20 protein-coding genes and 1 pseudogene are annotated in these 26,081 nt (G+C 67.2%); 7 read left to right on the top strand and 14 right to left on the bottom strand.

What is annotated here, in order from left to right; all coding sequences use genetic code 11:
• Positions 1-25: 25 nt before the first annotated feature.
• The 6 genes from C3Y15_RS08205 to C3Y15_RS08180 form a co-directional block, all read right to left on the bottom strand.
• Positions 26-1,060 carry a lipase secretion chaperone gene (locus tag C3Y15_RS08205; protein WP_011881699.1) on the bottom strand — a complete coding sequence of 345 codons (1,035 nt, stop codon included), beginning with the start codon at positions 1,058-1,060 and terminating at the stop codon, positions 26-28.
• A gap of 3 nt (positions 1,061-1,063) precedes the next feature.
• Positions 1,064-2,158: a triacylglycerol lipase gene (locus C3Y15_RS08200; RefSeq protein ID WP_011881698.1), complete on the bottom strand. Its 1,095-nt coding sequence runs from the start codon at positions 2,156-2,158 to the stop codon at positions 1,064-1,066.
• A 237-nt stretch (positions 2,159-2,395) separates the two neighbouring features.
• Positions 2,396-3,490 (bottom strand): triacylglycerol lipase, encoded by a 1,095-nt coding sequence (locus C3Y15_RS08195; RefSeq protein ID WP_069246540.1) that lies wholly within the window; start codon positions 3,488-3,490, stop codon positions 2,396-2,398.
• Positions 3,491-3,717: 227 nt separating this feature from the next.
• Positions 3,718-5,847 carry a TonB-dependent copper receptor gene (locus C3Y15_RS08190; RefSeq protein ID WP_059895546.1) on the bottom strand — a complete coding sequence of 710 codons (2,130 nt, stop codon included), beginning with the start codon at positions 5,845-5,847 and terminating at the stop codon, positions 3,718-3,720.
• 81 nt (positions 5,848-5,928) lie between these two features.
• Positions 5,929-6,297, bottom strand: a complete 369-nt coding sequence (locus C3Y15_RS08185) for a DUF2946 domain-containing protein (RefSeq protein ID WP_011881695.1) — start codon at positions 6,295-6,297, stop codon at positions 5,929-5,931.
• Positions 6,298-6,453: 156 nt separating this feature from the next.
• Positions 6,454-6,990: a cytochrome b gene (locus C3Y15_RS08180; RefSeq protein ID WP_034195003.1), complete on the bottom strand. Its 537-nt coding sequence runs from the start codon at positions 6,988-6,990 to the stop codon at positions 6,454-6,456.
• 231 nt (positions 6,991-7,221) lie between these two features.
• Between C3Y15_RS08180 and C3Y15_RS08175 the strand changes: the two genes are divergently transcribed.
• On the top strand, positions 7,222-7,860 hold the full coding sequence (locus C3Y15_RS08175) for a Pr6Pr family membrane protein (protein ID WP_034195059.1): 639 nt from the start codon (positions 7,222-7,224) through the stop codon (positions 7,858-7,860).
• 49 nt (positions 7,861-7,909) lie between these two features.
• On the opposite strand, the gene C3Y15_RS08170 is transcribed toward C3Y15_RS08175, so the two are convergent.
• From C3Y15_RS08170 to C3Y15_RS08150, 5 genes are all read right to left on the bottom strand, one after another.
• The gene (locus C3Y15_RS08170; RefSeq protein WP_034195002.1) at positions 7,910-8,644 is read right to left on the bottom strand and encodes a M23 family metallopeptidase; all 735 of its coding nucleotides are present in this window, start codon (positions 8,642-8,644) and stop codon (positions 7,910-7,912) included.
• Between the two features lie 374 nt (positions 8,645-9,018).
• Positions 9,019-9,360 carry a DUF4148 domain-containing protein gene (locus C3Y15_RS08165; protein ID WP_011881691.1) on the bottom strand — a complete coding sequence of 114 codons (342 nt, stop codon included), beginning with the start codon at positions 9,358-9,360 and terminating at the stop codon, positions 9,019-9,021.
• 199 nt (positions 9,361-9,559) lie between these two features.
• Positions 9,560-10,972: an NADP-dependent phosphogluconate dehydrogenase gene (gene gndA / locus C3Y15_RS08160; protein WP_011881690.1), complete on the bottom strand. Its 1,413-nt coding sequence runs from the start codon at positions 10,970-10,972 to the stop codon at positions 9,560-9,562.
• A gap of 97 nt (positions 10,973-11,069) precedes the next feature.
• The gene (locus tag C3Y15_RS08155) at positions 11,070-11,711 is read right to left on the bottom strand and encodes a DUF938 domain-containing protein (protein WP_059695968.1); all 642 of its coding nucleotides are present in this window, start codon (positions 11,709-11,711) and stop codon (positions 11,070-11,072) included.
• On the bottom strand, positions 11,708-12,628 hold the full coding sequence (locus C3Y15_RS08150; RefSeq protein WP_059623981.1) for an NAD-dependent protein deacetylase: 921 nt from the start codon (positions 12,626-12,628) through the stop codon (positions 11,708-11,710). Before C3Y15_RS08150 ends, C3Y15_RS08155 begins: the two co-directional genes overlap by 4 nt.
• Positions 12,629-13,735: 1,107 nt before the next feature.
• On the opposite strand from C3Y15_RS08150, the gene C3Y15_RS08145 reads away from it, so the two are divergent.
• Both C3Y15_RS08145 and C3Y15_RS08140 read left to right on the top strand, forming a co-directional pair.
• A complete protein-coding gene (locus C3Y15_RS08145; protein WP_069240604.1) occupies positions 13,736-14,695 on the top strand; it encodes a TIGR03571 family LLM class oxidoreductase in 960 nt (319 codons plus the stop codon).
• A gap of 263 nt (positions 14,696-14,958) precedes the next feature.
• Positions 14,959-17,445 carry a mechanosensitive ion channel domain-containing protein gene (locus tag C3Y15_RS08140; protein WP_034194998.1) on the top strand — a complete coding sequence of 829 codons (2,487 nt, stop codon included), beginning with the start codon at positions 14,959-14,961 and terminating at the stop codon, positions 17,443-17,445.
• Positions 17,446-17,541: 96 nt separating this feature from the next.
• Here the strand turns inward: C3Y15_RS08140 and C3Y15_RS08135 are convergent, their stop codons facing one another.
• Positions 17,542-19,092, bottom strand: coding sequence for a phospholipase D family protein (locus tag C3Y15_RS08135; RefSeq protein ID WP_011881684.1), 1,551 nt, complete (start codon positions 19,090-19,092; stop codon positions 17,542-17,544).
• Here C3Y15_RS08135 and C3Y15_RS08130 point away from each other — a divergent pair.
• Positions 18,997-20,667, top strand: a complete 1,671-nt coding sequence (locus C3Y15_RS08130) for an NERD domain-containing protein (protein WP_311732193.1) — start codon at positions 18,997-18,999, stop codon at positions 20,665-20,667. The two genes, C3Y15_RS08135 and C3Y15_RS08130, sit on opposite strands and share 96 nt — an antisense overlap.
• 265 nt (positions 20,668-20,932) lie before the next feature.
• Here C3Y15_RS08130 and C3Y15_RS08125 read toward each other — a convergent pair whose 3' ends face one another.
• Complete coding sequence (locus C3Y15_RS08125) at positions 20,933-21,217, bottom strand: hypothetical protein (RefSeq protein ID WP_043292103.1); 285 nt, start codon at positions 21,215-21,217, stop codon at positions 20,933-20,935.
• A 22-nt stretch (positions 21,218-21,239) separates the two neighbouring features.
• Here C3Y15_RS08125 and C3Y15_RS08120 point away from each other — a divergent pair, with 22 nt between their 5' ends.
• Together C3Y15_RS08120 and C3Y15_RS08115 are read left to right on the top strand one after the other, a co-directional pair.
• Positions 21,240-21,680: a hypothetical protein gene (locus tag C3Y15_RS08120; protein ID WP_041494097.1), complete on the top strand. Its 441-nt coding sequence runs from the start codon at positions 21,240-21,242 to the stop codon at positions 21,678-21,680.
• 138 nt (positions 21,681-21,818) lie between these two features.
• Positions 21,819-22,808 (top strand): patatin-like phospholipase family protein, encoded by a 990-nt coding sequence (locus tag C3Y15_RS08115; RefSeq protein WP_034194994.1) that lies wholly within the window; start codon positions 21,819-21,821, stop codon positions 22,806-22,808.
• A gap of 519 nt (positions 22,809-23,327) precedes the next feature.
• Here C3Y15_RS08115 and C3Y15_RS08110 read toward each other — a convergent pair.
• Positions 23,328-24,884: a methyl-accepting chemotaxis protein gene (locus tag C3Y15_RS08110; protein WP_069240603.1), complete on the bottom strand. Its 1,557-nt coding sequence runs from the start codon at positions 24,882-24,884 to the stop codon at positions 23,328-23,330.
• A 450-nt stretch (positions 24,885-25,334) separates the two neighbouring features.
• Between C3Y15_RS08110 and C3Y15_RS32195 the strand changes: the two are divergent.
• A pseudogene (locus tag C3Y15_RS32195) lies at positions 25,335-25,570 on the top strand (endopolygalacturonase); the annotation flags it as partial.
• Positions 25,571-26,081: the final 511 nt, after the last annotated feature.

Here is a 26,081-nt window from a genome sequence, read left to right as displayed (position 1 = left end):
CAGCGCGTGGCGTTGGCGCGTGCGGTTACCGCGTGCCGGCCGCGCTGCGATCGAACGCCGCGGCGCGCACCGCTTCGCCCGGCTTCGTGAAGATCCGCTGCCGCAGCGCCGCGATCTGCGCATCGCGATCCTGCTGCGACAACCCGGCCGCATCGATCTGCGCGCGCTGCGCCGCATAATCCGCGTAACGGCTTTGCCACGACGCGTCGTCCTGCTGCATCTGCACGACGCGCGCGGCCACGTCCGCACCGAGCGACTGCGTCAGTTGTGCGCGCACCGCGTCCGGCGTCGCGCCGCTCTTCTGCAATTGCGCGATCTGGTCGAGCGCCGCGCGCTGCCGCTCGGCCGGCGCGCGCGCGGCACGCTCGTCGGCCGGCATCTGCTGGTCGAGCGCCGCGAGCCGCTCCGCTTTCTGCGCATCGGTCAGCGTGCGGTCCTGCACGATCCTGAGCCGTGCGAGATCGTAGCGCTGCTGCGATTGCTCGGCACCGAAGAACGGCTGGCTCCAGTCGCCGAGCGTCCGGTGCGCGATCGACGCGCGCTGGTCGAGCGCGCGCTGCAGCGCCTCGGGATCGATCTTGTCGACCGCGCCGCCGTCCGGCAGCTTCTCGAGCGCGTCGAGATACGCACGGTAGCGGCGCCACACGTCGAGCGCCTCGGGCTGCGCGGGCGTTGCATCGAGCTGCGCGGCGATCTCGCGTGCGACCAATGCGTCGAGCGCGGCCGCAGTGAGCTCGCTGCGCGCGGTCAGGCAGTAATCGAAGAAGTCACGCACCGCGCGCACCTTCGCGAGATGCCCGCCCGAATCGAGCGGCAACCGCGGCGCGCTGGAGCCGACCAGTGGCGCCGGCAATGCGGCGCTCGCCGGCAGCGCGGCCTGACGAACTGCGGCGCTCGCGCCGTCGGCCGCGACCGCATTGGCTGGCGTGCGCGACGCATCAGCGCCGCTCTGCGATCCCGTGCCGCTCCAGATCGCGACGCCGACGATCGCGGCCAGCCCCGCCGCACCGTATGGCGCGATCCGACGCAGCAGCGGTGCGCGTGTTTGTTGTGCACTCATCGATCACACACCCGCGAGTTTCAGCCGGTTCGCATGCGTGCGGATGACCGCGACCGGGTCCTCCGCAAACGCACCGTGCACGCCGAGCGTCTGATTGATCTCGTCGACGTGATTCCACTTGTAGTGCGTGCCCAGCACCTGCCCGTACAGCGCGCTGCATTTCGACACGAGCCCGTCGTTGCGCCCCGAGCCGCGATTGATCATCACCGTGCCGGTGGCGAGCATCGCAAGCGTCGAAGAGTCGTCCTTGTACGCGGGATCGATCAACGGAATCGTGCTGACATCCTTCGCGAGCATGACGCCGGATAGCGAAAAGGCCGGCCGAATCGCGGTGCCCGTCCACGAGTACAGCAGATGCGTATGGCCGCCGATCGTCTCGGTCGACGCGCCCGTCTCGCAGCTGCCCGGCGCGCCGAGGCCCGCGCTCGGATAGTTGACGTTGTAGACGGCGGCCTGCGACGTGGTCAGCGTCTGCAGCGCGGCCAATGCGTCCTGCTTCAGGTTGAAGTTGGTGCTCGTCAGGAATGCCATCAGATTGACGAACTTCGCGATCACCGCCGACGACAGCCCCGTCGGGTCGTAGGCGAGCACGCGCTGCACGAAGTCCGCGAACTCGGAGCCGCGGTGCGGCGTGCCGATCGTCGTCACCGATGCGACGAGTTCCGGCGCGACCGCCGCGACATAGCGCGACGTGAGGCCGCCCTGGCTGTGACCGACCAGGTTCACCCGCGTCGCACCGCTCGCGGCGAGCACCCGCTTGACGTAAGCGAGCAGCTGTTCGCCGCGCCCGTTCGGACCGTCGTCGCTCTGGAACGCCGACAGATTCGCGACATAGACGCTCGCGCCGTGCTGCTGCAGATCGCCACGTATGCCGTACCACTGATCGATCGCGCCGCCGATTTTCTCGTTGCCGTTGATGCCGTGCACGAAAACGAGCGGATAACGCGTCGCCGCGTAAGTGTCCGATGGCGCGGTTGCCGCCACGGCCGTGCGCGTCGTCGCGAGCGCCATCACGGCAGTCGCTCCCGCGAACGGCGCAGCGCTCATCGCGCATGCCGCTGCACCCGCCATCACCCTGGAACGCATCGATTTAGTCATGTGTACACCCCCGAATTCATCGTCCTCAAAGGCGTGCCGCCGGCCATTGCGTTGCCGTTGCGAACACGCGTCGGCGACGCGCACGCGCCGTTGCAGACAACGGTACCGGCGTGCGCGTCGAGGCCGAGAGTGAATCACAAACCGCGAAGGTTTGACCACCCCGCGAGACCGTTCGCCGAGTGGTCGACACGTCCCGCGACGCAACGCGACGCGCGTCGCGTTGCGCGCGAGCGGAGGTCACACACCCGCGAGTTTCAGCCGGTTCGCATGCGTGCGGATGACCGCGACCGGATCCTCCGCATACGCGCCGCGCACGCCGAGCAACTGGTTGATTTCGTCGAGGTGGTTCCACTTGTAGCGCGTGCCCAGCACCTGCCCGTACAGTGCGCTGCACTTCGACACGAGGCCGTCGTTCTGCCCGGCGCCGCGGTTGATCATCACCGTGCCGGTGCCCAGCAGCGCAAGCGTGGACAGGTCGAGCGCGTTGGCTGGATCGATCACCGGAATCGTGCTGACGTCCTTCGCGCCGGTGACGCCGAACATCGACACGGTGGGCTGAATCGCGGTGCCGGCCCACGAGTACAGCAGGTGCGTATTGCCGCCGACCGTCTCCGTCGGCGCACCCGTCTGGCAGTTGCCCGGCGCGCCGAGACCCGCGCTCGGATAGTTCTGGTTGTATGCAGCGGCCTGCGAAGTCGTCAGCGTTTTCAGCGCGGCGAGCGCGTCCTGGTTCGTGTTGTTGCTGCTGCTCGTCAGGATGCCAAAAACGTTGAAGAAGGTTGCAATCACCGACGACGACAACCCCGTCGGGTCGTAGGCGAGCACGCTCTGCACGAAGTCCGCGAACTCGGAGCCGCGGTGCGGCGTGCCGATCGTCGTCACCGATGCGACCAGATCGGGCGCGACCGCCGCGACATAGCGCGACGTGAGGCCACCCTGGCTGTGACCGATCAGGTTCACCTTGGTCGCGCCGGTCGCGGCGAGCACCGTCTTCACGTAAGCGAGCAGCTGCTCGCCGCGCCCGTTCGGACCGTCGTCGCTCTGGAAACCGGACAGATTCGCGACATAGACGGTCGCGCCGTGCCGCTGCAGATCCTCCTGGATGCCGTACCAGTACTCGAGCACGCCTGCGTACTTGTCGGTGCCGGTAAGGCCGTGCACGAGGATGACCGGATAGCGCGTCGCCGCGTAGTCGTCCGTGGCCGCGGTTGCCGCGGTCGCCGCGTGCGTCGTCGCGAGCGTCATCACTGCGGTCGTCCCCGCGAACTGCGCGCCGCTCATCGCGCATGCCACTGCCGCTGCCACCACCCTGGAACGCATCGATCTGACCATCTATGTTCTCCTGATTATTGTGATTCTGGTGCGAATAAGATCGGATCGATGCACATTGCCCGTTGCCTCGAACGCAGCCGGCATGTGCATCGAATGCGGGAGTGAATCACGAGTGGCGAACGTTGGGTCCCGACTAGATACGGTTCTCTAATCGCTTGACGCGCCCCGCCGCTTCGGGCGGGGGCGCGCCGCTGCGCGCGCATGCTGCATCGCACACGCGCTGCGCGTTACAGCTTCGCGCTGACGCGCACCCACGCGGTACGCCCGGGCTCCATCACCGGCGCGTTCGCCGAATAACCGAAGCCCGCGTTGCCCGCGAGGTTCAGATGCTCGGTGTAGGCCTTGTTCAGCACGTTGTCGACGCCGACCGAGATCTGCACCTTCTTGCTGACGTTGTATTGCGCATGGAGCGACAGCACGCCGAACCCGCTGCTCGGACCGAAGTCCTTGCCGACCACGTTGCCCTGGTTCAACGCATAGCGATGCTGCGCCGCAACGACTCGCCACAGGCCACCGGCCGACCAGGCGCCACGGGTGTATTCGAGCCCGAAGCGCGCGTCGAGCGGCGGCATCTGCGGCAACGGATCGCCGCTCGTCGCGTTGCGCCCCCATGCATACGCGAGCGACGTCTCGACGCGCAGCGGCGCGACGGGCCGCCACGACACGCCCGCTTCGCCGCCCATGATCTGCGCGTTGACGTTGGTCGCCCGCGTGGTCGCGCCCATCATTCCGGGCGAGTAGTCGAACAGGATGTAGTCCTGTACGTAGCCCGCGTAGGCCGACACCCACGCATCGAACCGGTCGCTCTTGTACTGCGCGCCGATGTCGAGCTGCGTGGTCTTCTCCGGCCGCACCGCCGAGAACGCGTTGATCGAGCCCGCCGGGCCGCGGGTCGCGGAGAACAGCTCCCAATAGTCGGGGAAGCGTTGCGCGTGGCCGATACCGGCGTACCACGTGAGCGGCAGCGACGCGAGGTCGCGTTCATAGCGCACGAAGACGCTCGGCAGCACGCGTGCGCGGTCGTCGTCGAACGTGGGATTCGGCTTGCTCGTCATCATCCCGCTCGTCGCCGCACGCTTGTCGCGCGCGCTCGCGTAGTCGATCCGCGCGCCGCCGATCACGCGCGCCGCATCGCTCGCGAACCACGTCAGCTCGCCGAACGCGCCGGCATTCCACATCGTCGCCTGCGGGTCCCAAGGCTGGTCGCCGTAGTTCTGCCGTCCCATCGCCGAGCGCGAATCGAGCCGGTTCGACTGCGCGTCGACGCCGGTCACGAGCTTGAAGTCGTCGCCGAACCGGAGCGTCGCCGCCGCGCGCGCGCCGAACGTGCGGCGCCGCACCTCGGAGGCCATCCGCATCGGCATGCTGCTGGTCGGATCCGGCTGACGCAACGTGTAGTTGTCCATCACGTGATCGGCTTCGTTGTAGTACACCCGCGCCTCGATCCGCTCGAGCACGTCGCCGAGATGCCGCTTGTCGAACGACAGGCCGAACGTTTCGCGGCGAAAATGCGCGCCGTCCATTCCGCGCCCCGCGTAGCGGGCGTAGCCGTCGCCGGTGCCCGCCGTCAGCTCGACTCGCGTATGGTCGTCGGGCGTCCAGCCGAGCGCGGCGTCCGCGTTCCACTTGTCCCATTGCGACGGCACGGTATTGCCGTTGCCGTCCTGGTAGTCCTGCGCGTGCGCGTGATTCGCGATCACGCGGCCGTAGACGTCCGGCGTGCCGGCCGTCACGTCGACGTTCTGGTCGTTGCGGCCGAACGAGCCGCCGACCACGCTGCCGTCGAAGCGCATGCCCGGCCGCTCGAAACGCGGCGTCACGCGCTCGAACAGCACGGTGCCGGCCGACGCGCCCGGCCCGTACAGCACCGTCTGCGGCCCCTTCACGACGGTGACCTTGTCATAGCTCTCCGGCGCGATGTACGAGGTCGGCGCGTCCATCCGGTTCGGGCAGGCGCCGAGCGTCGGCAGCCCGTTCGCCAGGATGTTCAACCGCGAGCCGAACATCCCGCGCAACACGGGGTCGCCGTTGGTGCCGCCGCTGCGGATCGACGTGAAACCGGGGATCGTCTTCAGATAATCGGCGCCGTCGCTTGCCGGGAGCGGCTGACGCGGCGTCTTCGGATCGGTGACGACGACGAGCGGCGTCGTCAGCGGCGACGCGACGACTTCGACGGGCGGCAACAGCCACGCTGCGTCGTCCGGCGGCGCGCCGGCGACGCGCACGGGTTCGGCCGCGACGGCGGCGGTCATCGCGCTGACGGCCAGCGCGGGAACGGTGAGAGTGAGCACGCGCGGCACGCGCCGTGCATCGGGATGGCGCGACGCGTTCGGCGCGCGCGACGAAAAATTAGTCATGAGTAAGCCCGAGTGACGCCCTCCACGCAGCCTCGACGGACTGCACGGATAGCGGCGATGAAAGAGACGGAAGACTGCGCGTCAGGCGCGCTCGGGCGGTGCGCGTGGATACGCGCGCGGATAGCGTCGTGTGGCAGCCGCAAGCGTGCGCGGTGCGGCAGCGCCCGCGAACACGGCGGGGATGAAGGCGATCGACGCGGCGACGGGGCCGCCGATCGCGGGAACGTGCGCGAAGAAGCCGCAATAGCCGCAGGCGTCGAGATGCGCCGCGTGATCGTGCGTCTGCTGCGCCGCCCGCGCCAGATGTGCGCCGTGCCCGGTGCCGCAGACGACCGCATCGGGCGATGCGGCCTGCGCGATACGCCACTGCGATACCAGCGGCGCGGCGATCGCGAGCCAGATCGCGAACACGCCGAGCCAGGCGGTCAGATGACGATGTCGATGCAGCATGCGCGGCAGTGCGTAAACGGAATGTAAAAGCAGCCGCGATGTTACAGAATGTTCAGCGCGCTGGCCAGCCGAGCGCGGCCGTAAACGACGCAGGGGCGCATGGTTGTATCGACAACCATGCGCCCCTGCAGCGTGCGCGCGTCGAACCTGTGCGGATTACGGCATCATGCGACGCAGCACGTCGTCACGCCGGACGAAATGATGATAAAGCGCTGCCAGTGCATGCAGCCCGATCACGAAGTAGAAGGCGTTGCCGATCAGCTCGTGCGCTTCCTTGATCGTGGGCCGCAGCGCCTTGTCCGGGCCGAACAGCGTGAACGACACGCCGAGCCAGTCGAGCGACACCGGCTTGCCGCCCATGTTGACCATCATGATGCCGAGCAGCGGCTGCGCGACGATGAACACGTACAGCGCCAGATGCGCGAGCGTCGACAGCCACTTCAGCAACGGCGCCTGCATGATCGCGTCCGGCGCGCGGCTCACCATGCGCCACACCACGCGCAGCACCGACAGGACGAGCACGAACGTGCCCGCAGTCAAATGCACGTTCATCCAGAACGCGCGGCTGTCGCTGCCTTTGGGGCCGCGAACCTCGATCGCCAGATAAGTCAGCGCCACCAGCAGGAACACGGCCCAGTGGAAAAAGATAGCCGGCGTGCTGTAGCGCGACTGTTTCGCGATTATGTTTTTCATCGTTGCTCTCATGTTGCTCGTGGAGTATGCGCGGCCGGCACGGGCCGCGGCTGCCCGGCGCGCGGCGGCTGTCGCGATTGTAGCGTCGCGGGCAGCGGGTGTTGCACGACTGGATCAAATATCCGACGAATCGGAGCGGCGCGGCGGCATGGCGGCCATATGGAAAGTCCGCATCGCGCGCGTGCGCGGCTGTGGCACGATGAAGCTTTGGTGCGACGTTGCGCAGGCATCATGAGCAAAGCGTTCTTCGTTGCGGCCTACCGGCTCGTCGCCGCGCTGCTCGCGGTGTCCACCACGCTGCACAGCGTCGCCGGCCGCTGGGGCATGCCCAGTTTTCATCTCGGCAACTATCTCAGCTATTTCACACAACTGAGCAGTCTGTACGCGGCGGCGATGCTGATCGCGGGGCTGTCGCGCATTCCGCGCACGGGCTCCGCGCGCTACGAGTCGATGCGCGGCGCGGCGGTGCTGTACGTGCTGATCACCGCGATCGTCTACGAGCTGCTGCTCGCGCGGCTCGATGCGTTGCGTCACGTCACGCCACCCCTGAACAACTGGGTGCTGCACCGGATCGTGCCGCTCGTCGTGCTGTGCGACTGGCTGTACGTGGGGCCGCGCTCGCCGATTCCGCGCCGCAGCACAGTCGCGTGGCTCGGCTTTCCGGTCGTCTATCTCGGCTATACGCTCGTGCGCGGCGCACTGGAAAACTGGTACCCGTATCCGTTCGTCGATCCGCGGCCGCACGGCTACCTGCCGGTCGCCGTTCAGTGTTCGCTGATCGCGCTCGGCGCCGCGGCGCTCGCGCTGGGGATTCGCTGGCTCGGCAATCGTCCGGCGCGGCTCGGCGCCGCGCAGCTCGAGGACGGGTGAAGGCGGGAACGTGTGCGCCGCGCGGCGCACACGTCGTCATGCGATGGCGTCAGCCGCCGTTGCGCGCCAGGAAGTTCATCGGATCGGCGACCTTGCCGTTCTGGCGAACTTCGAACTCGAACGTCGCGCGTCCGCTCGGATCGGTGCCCATCTCGGCGATCGGCTGCCCCGTGCGCACCGCGTCGCCTTCGTTCACGAGCAGCTTGCCGTTGTGCCCGTACGCGGTGATCAGGCCGTTTTCATGCTTCAGGATCACGAGCGGCCCATATGCCTTGACGCCCGTCCCGGCATAAACCACGCGCCCGTTCGCCGCGGCGCGCACCGAATGATCGGGCCCCGACGCGGCAATCACGATGCCGCGCGTCTTGCCGGCCGAGAACGGCATCGCGACGATGCCGGTAGCCGGCCATGCCAGCGAGCCCGGCTGCGCGGAGGCGGACGGCGCCTGCGTGAGCGACGTCGCGGCCGGCGGCGGCGCGACGCGCAGCACCTGGCCGGGCGACAGCGCGTCGTTGGGCGACATGTGGTTCCAGCTCGCGACGTCCTGCACGCGCTGCCCGTAGGCAGCCGCGACGCTCGCGAGCGTGTCGCCCGGGTTGACGCGGTAATAGCCGGCGATCACGCCGGGCGTCGCGGCCGACATCGGCGTCGACGATCGCATCGGCTGCCAGCTGTCGGTCCACGGCGTCATCGTACAGCCCGACAGCGCCGCGGCCGCGACGACCAACGCCGCCTGCGGCAGCCAGCGCGTCAGCGCCTCGTGGATCGGAATCGTTTCTCTCAAGGGTCCTCCGGGGTTTGCGTCGTTGCGCCGCCCACCGCCCTCCGGCATGCGACGCACGATGTCCGGCCGCACGGCCGGACCAACCAGTATCCGACCGCTGGCGCGGCCGGCAGTTTCCACTGCGGAACGTCGGCGCGAATGGGCTCATCGGCCCCTTTTTCGCGTCGTCCCGCCCGGCAAAGATACCATTGGTCGCGCCCATGCCCGCGACCCGTAGCCGATCCCGCAACAATCTTGCGGCTGCCGCCGCCCGCTCGCGACCGGTGCAGCCCATGAAAACAGCCCGCCGTTCCGGGATGCGGAACGGCGGGCTGTTCGTACTGCCTGAGATCGGTCAACGCGGGCCGCGGTAGCGGCCCGCCGACCGTCGGCGATCAACGACCCTTGTAGATCGGTGCGCCGTCCGACACGCGCTTCACTTGCCAGCCGGTCTTGGCTACCGGTGCACCCGACTCTTGCTGGCCGGCCGGTTGCGCGCCGTAGCCGCTGGTATCGGCAGCGGCGACGTTCTGTTGCGGGTTCACACGCGCTTCAGCTGCCTGGATGCCGACCGGGTAGTCGGTCCGGTCGCTGCCCAGCTTGTAGCCGGCCTGTTGCAGTTGGACCAGCTCGGCCTTCACTTGCGCACGGGTGACCGGCGCATTCTGTTGGGCGAACGACACGGCGGGGACGGCGAGAACGGCAGCTGCAGCGAACGTTGCGATCAGCGATTTCATGATTACCTCCGGAATTTTTTTGCTCCGCCGCACACACCATGTCTGCAGCGATGGAACCAAGTTTAGTCCGGCGAGCACCTAGGGAAAACCATGAAAGAACGAAAACACTGTTTCCGTGACGCCAACAATCCCGGGATCTGGAACCAAAAACCCTACTCAAAGAATAGAATTTCGCAACAATCGCGGCTCGCCGCCTCCCTCAGGACCAGTTCGCGTGGAAGCTGCCGGGGCGGTCGGTCCGCTCGAACGTATGCGCGCCGAAGAAGTCCCGCTGCGCCTGCACGAGGTTCGCCGGCAGCCGCTCGGAACGATAGCTGTCGAAGTACGCGACCGCCGACGCGAACGCCGGCACCGGCACCCCGGCCTTCACCGCGGCCACCACGACGTCGCGCAGCGCGGTCTGGTAGTTGGCGGCGATGTCCTTGAAGTACGGGTCGAGCAACAGGTTCGCGAGCGCCGGATCCTTCGCGTAGGCGTCGGTGATCTTCTGCAGGAAGCGCGCGCGGATGATGCAGCCCGCGCGGAAAATCTTCGCGATCGTGCCGAGATCGAGATTCCAGCCGTACTCCTCGGATGCGGTGCGCAGCTGCGCGAAGCCCTGCGCATACGAGATCACCTTGCTCAAGTACAGCGCGCGGCGCACGGCTTCGACGAACGCGGCCCGATCGCCGTCGAACGGCGCGGCAGCCGGCCCCGACAGGATCTTGCTGGCCGCGACGCGCTCGGTCTTCAGCGACGACAGCACGCGCGCGAACACCGACTCGGTGATCAGCGGCAGCGGCACGCCGAGATCCAGCGCGTTCTGGCTCGTCCACTTGCCGGTGCCCTTCTGCGCGGCGCGATCGAGGATCACGTCGACGAGCTGCTTGCCGGTTTCGTCGTCCTTCTTGCCGAAGATCTTCGACGTGATCTCGATCAGGTAGCTGTCGAGCTCGCCCTGGTTCCACTCGGTGTACACCGCGCCGAGCTCGTCGTTCGTCAGGCCCGCGACGTCCTTCAGCACCGCGTAGCTCTCGGCGATCAGCTGCATGTCGCCGTATTCGATCCCGTTGTGAACCATCTTCACGTAGTGGCCCGCTCCGTCCGGCCCCATGTACGCGACGCACGGCTCGCCGTCCGACGGCGCCTTCGCGGCGATCTGCTTGAGGATCGGCTCGACCAGGTCGTACGCGTCGCGCTGGCCGCCCGGCATGATCGACGGGCCGCGCAGCGCGCCCTCCTCGCCGCCCGACACGCCGGTGCCGATGAAGTGCAGGCCCGATTGCGCGAGCTCCTGGTTGCGGCGGATCGTGTCGGTGAAGTGGGTGTTGCCGCCGTCGATCAGCACGTCGCCCTTCTCGAGCAGCGGCTTGAGCGACGCGATGGTCGCATCGGTTGCTTCGCCGGCCTTCACCATCATCAGGATCCGGCGCGGCGTTTCGAGCGACGCGACGAATTCCTCGAGCGTATAGGTCGGGACCAGATTGCGACCCGGGAATTCGGCGATCAGTTCGTCGGTTTTCTCGCGGCTGCGGTTGTACACCGACACCGCGTAACCGCGGCTCTCGATATTGAGTGCGAGATTGCGCCCCATCACCGCGAGCCCGATCACACCGATTGCTTGTTTGCCCATTAGTCAATTCTCCGGAAAAAACGGTGCGCGGCCCGAATCGGGCCGCGCGCACAGGCGAAAGGATAGTGGAAACCCGGTCGCGATGCGCGACGACGTGTCATTGCTCCGCGTGCGGCAAGCGCCGGAACACGACGCTCAGATTGTTCGCCGGCATTTCGACGACCTCGACGCAGTCGAGCCCGCAATCGAGCCCGAGTGCGACGACGGCCTCCAGATCGCGCACGCCCCACGACGCGTCGCGCTCGCGCAGCTGCCGGTCGAACGCTTCGTTGGACGGCGCGGTGTGACGGCCTTCGCGCCGATACGGACCGTACAGGAACAGCACGCCGCCCGTGCGCAGCGCGCGCGCCGCGCCGGCGAACAGCGCGGCGGTGCACGCCCACGGCGAGATATGGATCATGTTGATGCAGACGACGGCGTCGAGCGCATCGGCCGGCCACGACGCGTCGCGCACGTCGAACGCGAGCGGCTCGGCGAGGTTCGCGACGCCCGCATGCGCGGCCCACGCGGCGATCGAGCGGCGCGCCCGTGGATCGGGATCGCTCGGCTGCCAGCGCAGCCCCGGCATCGCCTGCGCGAAATGCACCGCATGCTGCCCCGTGCCGCTCGCGATCTCCAGCACGCTGCCGTGCGCCGGCAGCACGCGGCGCAGCACGTCGAGAATCGGTCCGCGGTTGCGCTCGGCGGCCGGCGCCGACAACCGTTCGGCCGGATCGGGCGATGCCGTCGGCCCGCTCACGCTGCACGCTCCGGCACGCCGGCCGCAATGCCGAGCCGCGTATTCAACGCGTCGAGCGCGGGCGCGCAATGCGCCTCGACTTTCAGCGTCAGCATCGGATCGGCACGCGTGTGGCCGAGATTCAGCGCGGCTACCGGCTTGTGCTGCGCGTGCGCCCACACGCAGAAGCGATAGCCCGAGTACACCATCAGCGACGAGCCGACCACGAGCAGCGCATCGGCCGCATCGAGCGCCTGCGACGCCAGCGCGACGCGCTCGCGCGGCACGTTTTCGCCGAAGAACACCACCGCGGGCTTCAGCAGCCCGCCGCACGCTGGGCACGCCGGCACGCGGAACGTATCGAGCGCGGTCCATTCGAGATGCGCGTCGCCGTCGGCGGCCGGCTCCGCCCGTGCGCCGAGCAGTTCGGGGTTGTCCGTTTCGAGGATGGTCTGGATCGTCGCGCGCGCATGATCGGCGCCGCAATCAAGACACATCACGCCGTTGATGCCGCCATGCAGTTCGATCACGTCGGCGCTGCCCGCGCGCTGGTGCAGGCCGTCGACGTTCTGCGTGACGAGGCGCTCGATCCGGCCGGCTGCGCCGAGCCGCGCGAGCGCGCGATGCGACGCGTTCGGCTGCGCGCGGCCGACCACCGGCCAGCCGATCATGCTGCGCGCCCAGTAGCGCCGGCGCGCGGCGTCGGAGCCGAGAAAGTCCTGCAGCTGGATCGGCGGCGAGCGCATCCATTTGCCGTCGCGGTCGCGATAGCCGGGAATGCCGGAATCGGTGCTGATGCCCGCGCCGGTCAGCACGAGCAGCCGCGGATGGCGCTCGACGAAGGTATGCAGCGCATCGAGCGCGGCCGGGTCGATGCCGGCAGATGGCGGGTCGTACAGGTCGTGCTGGTCGGGATCGTGCAGGCGGGTGTCGTTCATGTCGGCGGGCGGGATCGAGCGTGATCGAACGTGATGGGGCGCGCCGGAACGTCGTGCGCCCCGCAGCGGCGCTCCAGCACGCCAGCACATGATACAGAACGCTGCGCGATCCGGCCGGAGGCCGGCACACGACCGCGATGGCGCAAAAAAAGACGCCCATCGGCCACATGGCGATGGGCGCTCCAACAATTGATCCATCGGGGTAGTGGATCAACTGACAGCACAAACTCGTCGGATCCGCCGCTGCTCGGCCGGCGAACCCTACCCCTGAACTGCACCTGCGATTTCCCGGTATGGCGTGGCGGCCTGCGCGTCCACACTTCGCGGTTTTTGGCGATTCGCCGCGCCGCAGCGAGCGCGTGGCGTCCGGCTCGCGCCTGCTGCGCGCGGCGGGCGGCACGACGACGCTTCGCTGCCGTCGGTCGTCCCGCAGCATGCCGCCGCGGGTCATGCCGGCCGGCAGCGGTCGATCCCGTGCGTCACGCCTGCACACTGGCTGTCGGCGTGCGTCCGGACGGAACGGACGGGCGCGCGCCTACGTCGCCACCAGCAGCGGCGACGCGCGTGCACGATCACGGACAGGACTGCGATTCATGTTTGCAACACGACAGGTTGCGCTTCGATCTGTTCTCATTGTCTTGTCCCCGTGTTCGATGCGTCCGACCCGCTGAAGCGAAGGCCGCGCGCCACGGCGGCGGCGCGCGCACTTTTGGCGTGCACAAGACATGCAAGGAGCGCACCATGCTGCGCGGCGCAAGGCTGCACGGGCCCCGATATCGCGGCGATGCAATGCGCGCAGCGACGCCAACGCGTGAATGATTCGAAAATGAAACAGCGAGGCCGTCCGCGCGAGCGGCGGACGGTGACCGCACTGTCGTGGCGATCGTTCGCGTTGGCGGGCGCGGTTCACCGGTGCCGACGCGATACCGACGATCCGCTTACAATCCTGCGATCGTCGCCGCGGCAGCACGAATCGCGCGGCGCGCTCCGCAGCCGGCCCGACGCACGATGCACGATGCGTGCTCAACGCGATGCCCGTCGGTACATCGCCAACCCCGGACACGGCCGCACGCGTGTCCGCTTCGTCCACTCATTCGAGGAATGACCATGCCGCCGACCGCTACCGACCGCACCGGCGCCGCGAGCCGGGTCTTCTCGGACGAGCGGCTGTCGATCGGCCTGACGCTGCCGCTGCTGCGCGCCGGCGACAGCGTCGCGGATTTCAACGAACAACTCGAACTCGCCGCCCTGGCCGACGCGCTCGGCTTTCGCGCGCTGTGGGTGCGCGACGTGCCGCTGAACAGTGCCGACTATCCCGACCCGGTCGGACATCTCGACCCGTGGGTGCTGCTCGGCGCGCTCGCGTCGCGCACGCGCCGGATCGTCCTTGCGAGCGGTGCGATCGTGCTGCCGCTGCGGCATCCTCTGCACATCGCGAAGGGCACGCTGTCGGTGGCCGCGCTGTCCGGCGGGCGCTTCGTCCTCGGCCTCGGCTCCGGCGACCGGCCGTCCGAATATGCGGCGTTCGGCGTCGACGCGCAAACGCGGCGCGACCGCTATCGCCGCCATTGGGAAGTCGTCGCGGCGGGGCTCGACGTTCCGTCGCGCGTGCCGCCCGACGAGACGCCGCCCGGCGCGCCGGCGTTCGCGCTGCTGCCGCACGGCGACGCCGCGGTGCCGATGCTCGCGGTCGGCTCGGGAGGACAAAGCGTGGACTGGATCGCGCGCAACGCGATCGGCTGGATGACGTATCACCGCGATCCGGAGACGCAGCATGCGCGTCATTCGATGTGGCGAGCGGCCGTCGAGCGGCTGGCACAACCGGCGTTTCGCGCGTTCGGCGTGGCGATGCGGCTCGATCTCGATGCGAACCGCGCTGCGCCCGCCACCGCCCTGCCGCTCGGTTACGCAACCGGACGCGCGGCGCTGATCGAGGTCCTGCAACGCATGCGCGCAGCCGGCACGCATCACGTGACGCTGAACCTCGGCTCGGCGCGCCCGGTGCGCGAAGTCGTCGAGGAAATCGCGGAACACGTGCTGCCGGTTTTTCACGACGGTCGCGAATGATTCGTCAGTGATCCGGGAAGTGCCGCGCAGCACGTTGCATTCCCGGCGGATGAACCCCATGGTCGCGCAACGATCGAGCGCGCGGGCCGCACCGCGACGCTTTCATCGCCTGAGCCGATGCGCTCGCATGCGCCGCCTGGGTTGCCCCATTCGCGCCCGCTCGCCGCCGATGGAACTATTCGGTTCCGGTCGCGATCATGTTAACGTCCGTCCATCGTCCAGACCGCCGGGCCGCATCCGAATGCGCGCCCGCATGCCCATCCATGCGACATTTCCTGCTCGGCTGGCTGCTCGCCGCCGTCGTCTCCATTGCCCATGCGGCCGCCCCGGCCTCGGCTCCCGCTGCCGCGTCCGCCGCGTCGGGCGCCGTGCCTGCGTTGACGCCGCAACAGGCGCAACAGGCGCTCTCCGTGCTGCAAAACCCGCGCGAGCGCGAACAGGTCGAAACGACGCTGCGCGCGATCGCCGCCGTCGGCGTACTGAGCACGCCAGCGTTGCCGGCGAGCGCGGCGGCGCCGGCCAGCGCTGCGTCGGCGGCCGCGCCCGCCGCGCTCACGACCAACGGGCTCGCGTCGATGCTGGTGCGCCAGGGCTCGCGCTGGGCCGGCGAAATCGGCGGCGCGCTGAACGAATCGCTGCGCTCGCTGCTCGACGTCGCTTCGGTCGGCAACTGGTGGCACGAACGGATGGTACGCGCCGACGAACGTGCGGACCTGCTGCACGCGCTCCTGACCATCGTCGCCGTGCTCGTGCCGGCATTGGGCGCCGAATGGCTCGCGAGAAGGCTGCTGCGACGCACGCTGCGCGCATTGGGCGCGCGTCGCGCGGAGTCGTCGCGACGGGCCGACGCCGCGCCGTCCGACACGGAGCCGCCCGAGTCGACCGAGTTGCCCGAGTCGATCGACCCCGCCGCGTCGACACCGCTCGCGGCCGGCACCCCGAGCGCCTCGAGCGTATCGAGCACGTCCGCCACGCCCGAGACGCAAAGCCGCGGCCACGCGCGGCGCCATACGACGCTGCTGCACCGGATGCCGCGCGCGCTGGTCAGTCTGGTGGTGCGCGCGGTGCCGCTGCTGGTGTTCGCCGGCGTCGCGAGCCTGACGATGTCGGTGCTCGACGGCGACGGCACGCCGACCGACACCGCGCTCGGCTCGCTGATCGACATCTACGTGATCTGCCGTCTCGTGACGATCGTCAGTCGCTTGTTTTTCCAGCCCGATGCGCGACAACTGCGGCTGCTGCACATCAGCGACGCGTGGGCCGCGTACGCGCAGCGCGCGATCGCGCGAATCGCGATCGTCGTCGGCATCTGTACGGCCGCGATCGAGCTCGCCGCGAGCTTCGGCCTCAGCGAGGCCGGCCACGTCGCGCTGCTGAAAGCGGTCGCGCTCGTCGGCCACCTGATGATCTCCGCGCTGATCCTGCGATGCCGGCAGCCGGTCGCCGCGCGCATCCGTGCGACCGGCGACGAGCACCGCGCGTTCGCGATGTTCTCCCACGCGCTCGCCGACGCGTGGGCGCCCGTCGCGGTGTTCGCCGTGATGGCACTGTGGTTCGTGTGGGCGCTCGACGTCCACAACGGCTACCGCGTGCTGATCGCGCTCGGCGGCCGCTCGATCGCGGTGATGATCGGCATGCGGATCGTATCGATCGTCGTGTTCGGCGCGCTCGCGCGGCTGTTCCAGCGCCGCGACGACGACCGTACGCTCGTCCATTTGCACGCGTACCGCTACTACCCGCTGCTGCGCAGGATCGTGTCGACGGTGATTGCGATCGTGACCGTCGTGCTGCTGCTGCAGATCTGGGGCGTGCCGATCTTCCATGCGTTCAAGACCGGCACGATCGGCCATCGGCTGGCGTCCGCGCTGATGACGATCGCGATCGCGGCGCTCGTCGCGCTGTTCGTCTGGGAGGCCGCCAACATCGCGATCGAGCGCCGCCTGCAGCAGTGGACGCGGGAAGGCAATCTCGTGCGCGCCGCGCGGCTGCGCACGCTGCTGCCGATGCTGCGCTCGCTGCTGTTGATCATGATCGCGCTGGTCGTCGTGCTGACCGGCCTCAGCCAGATCGGCGTGAACATCGGCCCGCTGCTCGCCGGCGCCAGCATCTTCGGCGTCGCGCTCGGCTTCGGCTCGCAGAAGCTCGTGCAGGACTTCATCACCGGTATCTTTCTGCTGATGGAGAACGCGATGCAGGTGGGCGACTGGGTCACGCTCGCCGGCGTATCGGGTACGGTCGAATACCTGTCGATCCGCACCGTGCGGCTGCGCGGCGGCGACGGCTCGCTGTACACGATCCCGTTCAGTTCGGTCACGACCGTCAACAATACGAATCGCGGGCTCGGCAACGCGGCCGTCAAGGTCAGCATCGCGTACGGCCAGGACATCGATCCGGCAATCGCGACGCTGAAGGAGATCGGCGCCGCGCTGCGCGACGATCCGAACTACAAGGACGGCATTCTGTCGGATTTCAGCTACTGGGGCGTCGATCAGGTCGATGGCGCGACCGTCACGCTCGCCGGGCAGATCCAGTGCAAGGATTCGGCACGCTGGGGCGTGCAGCGCGAGTTCAACCGGCGCATCGCGGTGCTGTTCCGCGAACGCGGCATCCGCATTGCGAACCCGCAGCGCAGCGTCGTCGCGTATGACGCGGGCGCACAACACGGTGGCGCTGAAGGCGCCGAAGGCCCGGATACGGCTGCCGCCCCATCGGCAGCGGTCAATCCGCCGCCGCGGCCCGCACCGCAGTGATCCGCGCCGGGCGCGACGCGCGCGTGCCCGGATGCGCGCCGTTCCGCCCGGCACTTGGCCGAGCCGGCTGTCCGTGCACGTTTCACGCACGCCGCGTCACAGCTGCGATTCGATCGGGAACAAGCCGAGAAACCACACCTCGACGCGTCGTGCCGTCGACACTTCCGGCTCGTGGTCGAATTCGGTCACCTTGCCGTCCTCGTCGGTCTGAATCCACTCGAGGCGCCGTGTGCCGGACGGATCGGTCGTCGCTTCGACCCGCCACGCGATGCGATCGAGCCGCGGCTCCAGGTCCGCCGCGACTTGTGCCGCGAGCGCCGGGCTCTCGCAGTAAACGCCGATCTCGGTATTGAGCCTCAGCGAGCGCGGGTCGAGATTCATCGAGCCGATGAACACGCTCTTGCGATCGAACACATAGGTCTTCGCATGCAGCGACGCGCGCGACGAGCCGATGATCAGCCGCTTCGAAATGCTCTTGTCGCCTGACGGCCGGCGCTCGTACAGCCGCACGCCCGCTTCCACCAGCTCGCGTCGATAGCGCCGGTAACCGGCGTGTACGGCCGCGACGTCGGTCGATGCGAGCGAGTTGGTCAGGATCGTCACGCGGACGCCGCGCGCGGTGAGCGCGCGCAGCCGTTCGATCATCGCCGCGCCCGGCACCAGATACGGCGACACGATCAACAGCTCGTGCTCGGGCCGCAGCGCCAGCGCGCGCAGCTGCGGCAGCAGGTGCCCTTCGCTGTCGTTCGGCGCGCGTGCGATCTTCGCCGGATCGTCATACAGCACGGTCGCGCGTCCCCACGACAGCTCCGTGCCTTCGCCATGCACGATCCGGTCGAGCCGCTCGCGCGCTTCGAGCACGTACGGGTTGTCCTCCATCGCGCGCAGATAATCGCGCAGCCGCTCGCGCTCGCGATCGAGGCTGCCCGGCGTCGCGTCGTGCCCGACCAGCGCGCCGACGGAATACGCATACGGCGAATTCCAGAACGTATCGAACTCGGTCGAGATGTCGTTGACCACGCGGCCATGCACGACCACGTCGAGATCGCCGAACTCGAGCATCGACGACGCGCCGAAATACTCGTCGCCGATATTGCGGCCGCCGATGATCGCCGCCTGGTTGTCGGCGATCATCGCCTTGTTGTGCATGCGCCGGTTGACCCGCGAGAATTCGAGCACCGTGCCGATCTTCTTGAACTCGCGCGTCGCGACCGGATTGAACAGACGGATCTCGATGTGCGGATGCGAGCTGATTTCGAGCAGCTTGCGGTCGTCGGCGTTGGTGCCGAGATCGTCGAGCAGCACACGCACGCGCACGCCGCGATCGGCGGCCCGGATGATCGCGTCCGCGAGCGCGTGACCGGTCAGATCGTCGTGCCAGATGTAGTACTGAAGGTCGAGCGAACGATCGGCACGATCGGCGAGCAGCACGCGCGCATCGAGTGCGTCGACCGGATCGCTGAGCAGATGAAACGCGTCCTGCCCAGGGTGGGTGGCGGCCTGCGCGCGGAACGCGACGCCGAGGCGCGTGTTGCCGGTATCGGTGTAGGCATGCGTCGGCGTGCGGTCGACCTGCGGCGGCAGGCTCGCGCACGCGGCAAGCATCAGCAACGAGAGAATCGCACCCCACGAACGCAGCATGGTCATGATGGACGCCCGCCGTCGGGCGAAATCGGTTTGTGTTTGTTCCGGCTGACGGATGAAACGCGGCGCCGGCTGCGTCACAGGATACTTGATTGCGATCGCGCCGCTCCCGACATTTCTCGATGGAAACGTTGCCAGCGGATGCGGTGGCGGCCGCGCGCGGCGAGCCGCCGCCGATCCCGCGAATCGTGCTTGAATACGGTCCGGGGCCAACCGTTCAGCGGCAGCAAATGCTGCCGCGCGATCGAATCGACAATGCACAATATCGAACTTTATTTCGGCAGCACCGAGGAACTGAATTCGTCGGAGCAGCAGGCGCTCGAGCGCGTCGTTCGCTGGCTCGCGGAACGCGAACAGGCGGCGGTCATCCTCTGCGACATCTCGGTCAACGGGCGACAGGTCGACATCCTCGTCGGCACCGAGACGACGACGTTGCAACTCGAAGTCAAAGGCTTCCGCGCGCCCGTCACCGGTCAGGAAAACGGCGAATGGACGCTTAACTATGCCGACGGATCGACCAGGCGCGTGGGCAATGGTTACCTGCAGGCGCTGCGCAACAACCAGGCATTGCGCAACGCGATGTCGGAACATCGGCCCGACGGCGAAGCGGTCTCCTATCCGAAAGGCGCGGTGTTGTTCGAACCGGAAATCCCGCCGGGATCGAATCTGCACATTCGCGTCGATCCGCGCGTCGAGATCTGCGGCGCCGACGCGCTCGAGCTCCTGCTGTCGACGCGCGGCCGCGAACCGTGGCCGCTGGCGTGGCTGCGTGCGTTCGCGCACGAGCGCGAGCTGATTCCGCGGGCGATACCGGGCGCCACGGCCGCGCGAACCGTCGAGCGCGCCAGCGCGCCGACTTGGGAGGTGGTCGCGATGCCGGTCGCGAGCATCGTAAAGGCAGCCGAAGTGGTGGAAGCCGCTGAGCCGGCATCATCGCGCGCACCTGCACCGGTGCGGCCCGCGTCGCGGGCAGCCGACGAAAACACAACGTTCACCGTCGCGCCGCGGCCGGCAGCCGAGCGCGGCCACGTCTCGCAGGACACCGCGCGGCACGCGCCGTTGGCGACGGCGCGCACCGGCGGACACACGCCGTTCGGCTCCGGCGACGCAATCGCGCGGCGACCGAAACGGCGCCGCACCGTGCTGCGCTATGCGTCGGTGGCGATCGCCGCAGCCGCCATCGCCTATGCGGCCGCCCATCGGCATCGGGCCGCCACCGTCGCTGCGACGCCCACAGCGGCGTCGCAGCCGGTCGGACACACGGCACGTGCGCCGGCGAAGGCGCCGCGCAGCGAGCGCCACGGTGCCGTGCGGCAGGCCGCGCATGAATCGCGCGCACCGGTGGCGTCGGCTTCGCCGAACGATATGGCAACAGCGGCGCGCACGCGCGCGGACGAGATGCGCGCGCCCGTTGCGGTCGTCGCCGCGATGGCCGCGCCGGCCACGTCGGCGATCACCTGTCCCGCAGGCGTCGACCGCCTCGGATGCAACGGCAGGACCGGCACGCTCGCCGCCCCCGAATGTCCGCCCGCGTTCCACGCGCAGGGCAACACCTGTGTTCGCGATCGGGAAAACTGATCGGGCGATACCGATTTCTGAAACGGGAATTTCGGGGCCGAGATTCGTCTGCACCTCGAACCACAAGCAGGATAGCTAAGGCCAAGCGGACAGAATTCCGTCCGCCTCCGAACGCGAGCGATTTCATCGCACCTCGATCATCCCAAGCATGCCCAACCACCGATAAGCCGGCCAGGTTCGAATGTTTCAGATATACGCAATTCGATCGGCATTGTTTTAATTTCGATTGGATTTTCCTCTTTTGCACACCTTGTCATCCGGCATTTCATTTCCTATAAATCACTGGTATCAAATCGATCGACAATAAAACAGCGATACCCGAGACCACCACACAGAAGGAAATCGAATCCTGGGCCTTCCATGAAGCCATGCTCCCGCATGTCCCGCCGTCGCGGACGTGAGCATCGGCGTCGTCCGCCGCCATGGTCGATCCGCTATTGCCGAGCCAGATCGGAGCACCACGAAATTCGCCGGAATCGCGGCCTTTGACGATGCCGGCGCGCATGCGTCCGCGGCGCATGCAGCTGTTCTCGAAGGCACGGGGAAGCATCCAACCTCTTCAAGGTGAAAAAATGAACCTCAATCCGATTGAAAACCAGCCGCACGGGACCTTTGCCGAATTCGCCAATACCGTCCCTGTTTCTGCCCGCGCCGTCGATACATTCAAAATGGCGCTCTATCACGATGGCGTGCAGTTGGGCTGGCTGGGGCAAAACAGCGGCGAATGGGCCATTCTGGTCGATTCCGCCGCGAAAGCGCTGACGCTCGAACAGTACCCTTATAACGGCGTGACGTATTACCGGATCCTCGGCACCAGCCGGTATATGTCGGTCAGCAACAATGCCTACGTCGGTTTTTATAACTGGATCGGCGCGCGCGGCTGGACGCGGCAAGGCTCGGTTTTGATTTCCGATTTCAATCATCAGAAACTCTCGATCTATTCGAAGGACAACGCGTATTTATATGCGTGGGACGCGTACACCGTGCTCGATGTGAAGTTCGACGAGCAATAACGCAGAACGCTTCGTCCGTTTGCTCGAATTTCCGGCTTCGACCCAGCGCAGGAAGCAGGCGCCCGCCCGGCGACACGGGCGGGACGCCCGCCGGGTTGCGCCGTTCACATTCATCTCACGATCGAAAAAGGCAACACCATGACCTTCAAGATTCTCAGTTGCGATGGTGGCGGTATCCGGGGATTGATCACTGCCCTGCTCATCCAGGATCTCGACCGGCGCAGTCAGATCATCGCGCGCGCCGACGGCTTTGCCGGCACCTCGACGGGCGGCCTGATCGCCCTCGGGCTCGCGAACGGCGTATCCATTTCCGAGATCGTCGACATCTACAGGACGAAGGGTTCGGTGATCTTTCAGGAAAACGACGCATGGCTCGCACAAAAGCAAGCCGTCGAACAGGGCACGGTCTTCGCCGGACCCGGCTTCTTCCAATGCCAGTATGTCAACACCGGGCTGCAGCAGATCGCCAGATCGCTGGTGGGCAACGGCAGGCTGGCCGATCTGTCGCGCTTCGTCGCAATCAACTCGGCACGCCTGTGGGATCCGTCAGTCAAGAGCTGGGCGCCGTGCACGCTGTCCAACGGAAACGGCAACACCTATCGCAATGTCAGCCTGTTCGATGCCGCTCTTGCCACGTCGGCTGCACCGACCTATTTCCCGCCGTACGAAATCGCCGGGCTCGGCTATTTCGCCGATGGCGGCGTGTTCGCCAACAATCCTTCTTTGTCGGCGATCGCCGAGGCGCTGGCCAGCCGTCGCGCAGGCAGTCTCGACGACATGCGCCTGCTGTCGCTCGGCACCGGAACCAGCCCGGCGGGCATTCCGCCGAGTGCGGTCGGCAACCCGTTGGACTGGGGCGTTTCGACATGGCTGTGGCCGGCCGAAAGCGGGAACGTACCGGCAGCCGCGCTGCTCGGGCTGACGATGGATACGACGGCGATGGTCGCCGCACAACAGGCCGGGCAGATCCTGAACGCCAACTACCAGCGCGGCAATTTCGTGCTCAGTCAATTCATCGGCCTCGACGACTGGCATAAGGCGCCGGAGCTGGAGAAGGAAACCCAGGCGTACATGCGCACGGCCGAGTGGCAGCGTGTTTGCCAATGGGTGGAGCAATTCTGGCGCTGACGATGGCGGCTCGATAGTCAGGCCTCGCCGCGATGCTTCCGGGGTTCGCAGAGATGTGGACGGATACTGCGACGATCGGCGGCGGGCCTGCATCGGCATCTCGTTCGTCGCGAAGACCGGTCAGGCGACGCCGCGACGCAACATCGGCGCAAACACATCCTTCAGAATTCGTGCGGCCAATGAATCGGGCACTCCGTCGGGCATCGACATGCTGAGGTGCCACAGACCATCCAGGACGCGCGATCACGACGAGCGCGTGATCGGTGGACGAAGCTGCTGTTTCATGGAATCGAGAAGCGGTGGCATGGAGCAAGCGCAGCAGGTGAAGTCGAGGTGGAAGCACTGTCACTATTCGACATGAGAGCGTCCGTCGACACACCTCCGTCGACGAGACAAAAGCGATGCTCGTGCATGCAGCGTTCGGGCTGCTCGCCCGCTGCATCGAGCAGTTGCCCGAGAGTGCCAGCGCCACGCGGCGGCGCTCCACCGTTCGTCCTTTTTTATCGTTGGTAAAACCCGTCAAGCTTCGCCGAGGCGGAATACCGCCACGGCATCCTTCATCGATTGCGCCTGATGCTCCAGCGCATCCGCGGCGGCGGCGGCCTGCTCGACGAGCGCCGCATTCTGCTGCGTGACTTGATCCATCTGGCTCACGGCGATGCCCACCTGCTGTATGCCGGCGCTCTGCTCGCTCGTGGCCGACGTCATTTCCACCAAGATGGTCGCCACGTTGCGCACGGCGCCCACGATCTCCTCCATCGCCGCGCCCGCTTCGGCCGCGAGCGCGTTGCCGTTTTGCACCTCGTTCATCGAGGCGCCGATCAGTTCCTTGATCTCGCGCGCGGCGTTCGCGCTGCGCTGCGCGAGCGTTCGCACCTCGCCCGCGACCACCGCGAAGCCACGCCCCTGTTCGCCCGCGCGCGCCGATTCGACGGCCGCGTTCAGCGCGAGAATGTTGGTCTGGAACGCGATGCTGTCGATCATGTTCGTGATCTCGGCGATCTTGAGCGCGCTTGCGCTGATGTCCTGCATGGTCCGGACCACGCGGCCGACCACGTCGCCTCCCCGGCGCGCGAGGTCCGCCGTGCCGGTCGCGAGCGTGCTCGCCTCGGTGGCGTTCGCCGCGTTCTGTCTGACCGTCGAGGTCAGTTCCTCCATGCTCGCGGCGGTTTCCTCGAGCGACGCCGATTGCTGCTCCGTGCGGCTCGACAGATCGAGATTGCCGGCGGCGATCTCGCGCGCGGCAGTGTGGATCGCGTCGCAGCTGTCTCGCACGCCGCTCACGGTGCGCGAGAGTCCGTCGAGCATGCGCCGCATGGCCGCGAAAAGCAGGCCGATTTCGTTGCGGCCCGCCTCCGGCACACGCACGGTCAAATCGTTCGACGCGATGCGGTCGAGCACCGCCACCGCTTCGCCGAGCGGGCGCGTCACGATGCGCGCGAGCGCGACGTGCGCGACGACCACCAGCGCAAGCGCCAGCCCGACGCCGACCACCACGAAGCCCACAATCCACTGGTAGCGCGCGTTGCCGTCGTTGAGCGCCTGTTCGGTGAGGGTGTTCGCGAGTGTCTGCAGCTTCTCGACGTTTTGCGAGTACACCATGCCCGCGCGGGTGACGTCGCGGTCATTGATGGTCACGTAGGCGGCAGTGTCGTTATTGCGCAGCGCGTCGGCCGCGCGCGCGAGCAGCGCGGCGAGCCCGTCCGACGACGCCACGAGCCGGCGCTTGAGCTCCGCATCCATGCCGTCGAACGCACTTGCGTCGCGATACGCGCGGGTTTCGCTCGCGGAGCGTTCCAAGGTGCGGTTCGCGCTCTGCAAGGCCGAATCGCGCGTCGCCGTGTCGTTACGCTCTTTCAGCGCGCTATAGGCGCGCACCAGCGCCGAACGCGTGCGGGTGCTGTCCTTGTAGGCGTCGTTGACGAGGATGGTTTGCCGCGCAATCTCGTGCAGGCGCTGCGCGTTCGCATTGGCCATCCGCAGCGACACGACGCCGGCGATGCCGCCAATCACGATCACCACCCCAAACATCGTCAGTGCCACGAGCAGGCTGGCTCGTACCGTCATGTTGCGCATCTTGCTTTCCTGTCTCTGCTTGGTCATTGGCCGCTTGACGGCATGTCGTGGGACGTCCCGGGCATCGGGCCTGTACGTTCCGGGCATTTTTGGGCGGATTGAGTGTGTTACGTGGCGCCCGACGCATCGGTCGCGCATTTTAACGTATGACATCGTACTTTCTATACAGGATTTTTGCGCTGCCCCATAGGAAATTCCTGCCTTTTGAGGCGAGCCAAAAGTACACCTGCAACCAAAATAACCTTATATACCGCGTGTAAGCGCAGTATGACGGCTTGTTCTCTGCCAGACACTGGCGGGAACGCTGGTGCATTCAGCGATAATATCATCGTGTCATCGTATAACATCAATCCTGCCGATGGTATCGCCTCATCGACACGATCACAAGACCAGGACAGAGACAGCAGTGACCGACAACGATTTCGATACGCAACCGGACGAACGTCGACTTTTCACCTGAGCGCGAACTGCACGGTCTTCTTTAGTCCGAACCCGGCCGACTACGCCAAGGACGGCGCCGTCGACTGCCTGAACTTCGGCGCGCCGGTGCACGCAACGCCAGCCATATCCCGCTGACCGGCGAAGGCAACACCTCAATCCTGAACGGCCACGCGATGCCGCCGTTTGCCCGCTCGTGCAACACGGCCACCTGCTCGTCGACCGACAAAGGCAACACGGGCGTCTACGATTGCGCTGGCGGGTGCACGCCGTCGCAGGCCTGTACGACCCGAACAACGTCGCCCTGAAAACGGCCATCGTCGAGCAACTGCTGCGTGCCGGTCGATCGGTCGCCGGCGCAGTCGTTCAACCCGGATGCCCGTGAGGCCATGACCGGCATCCGAGGCATCATGGACAGACGTCAGAGGGGCTAGAAGGTGCCCGGACTGAACTGGGCATGCCGATTTATCAGAAACGAAAAAGCCGACCCACTGGGTCGGCTTTTTCGCGTCGAATCGCGGTCGATTGCCACCGCGAACCAAACCTTCAAACGTACAGCCAATTTCCGATAAAGCTGAAGCGAAACGTGTCCAGGTGGACAACTTGTGCTCAACGGCACAACTGTGCCGTTAGTAACCGGCATGATATAGCCGGTGCCTCGCGTTCCCGCGCCGAGCGGTTTGAGCGTATGGTGTGACCATCCGGGACATGGGGCACTGGGGAGCACTTCGGGTGGGCAGGCCGTTCCTATACGATGAG

This window comes from Burkholderia sp. B10 (genome assembly GCF_004368385.1).
Classification (GTDB): Bacteria; Pseudomonadota; Gammaproteobacteria; order Burkholderiales; family Burkholderiaceae; genus Burkholderia; species Burkholderia vietnamiensis.
This window is presented reverse-complemented; position numbering and strand designations above follow the sequence as displayed.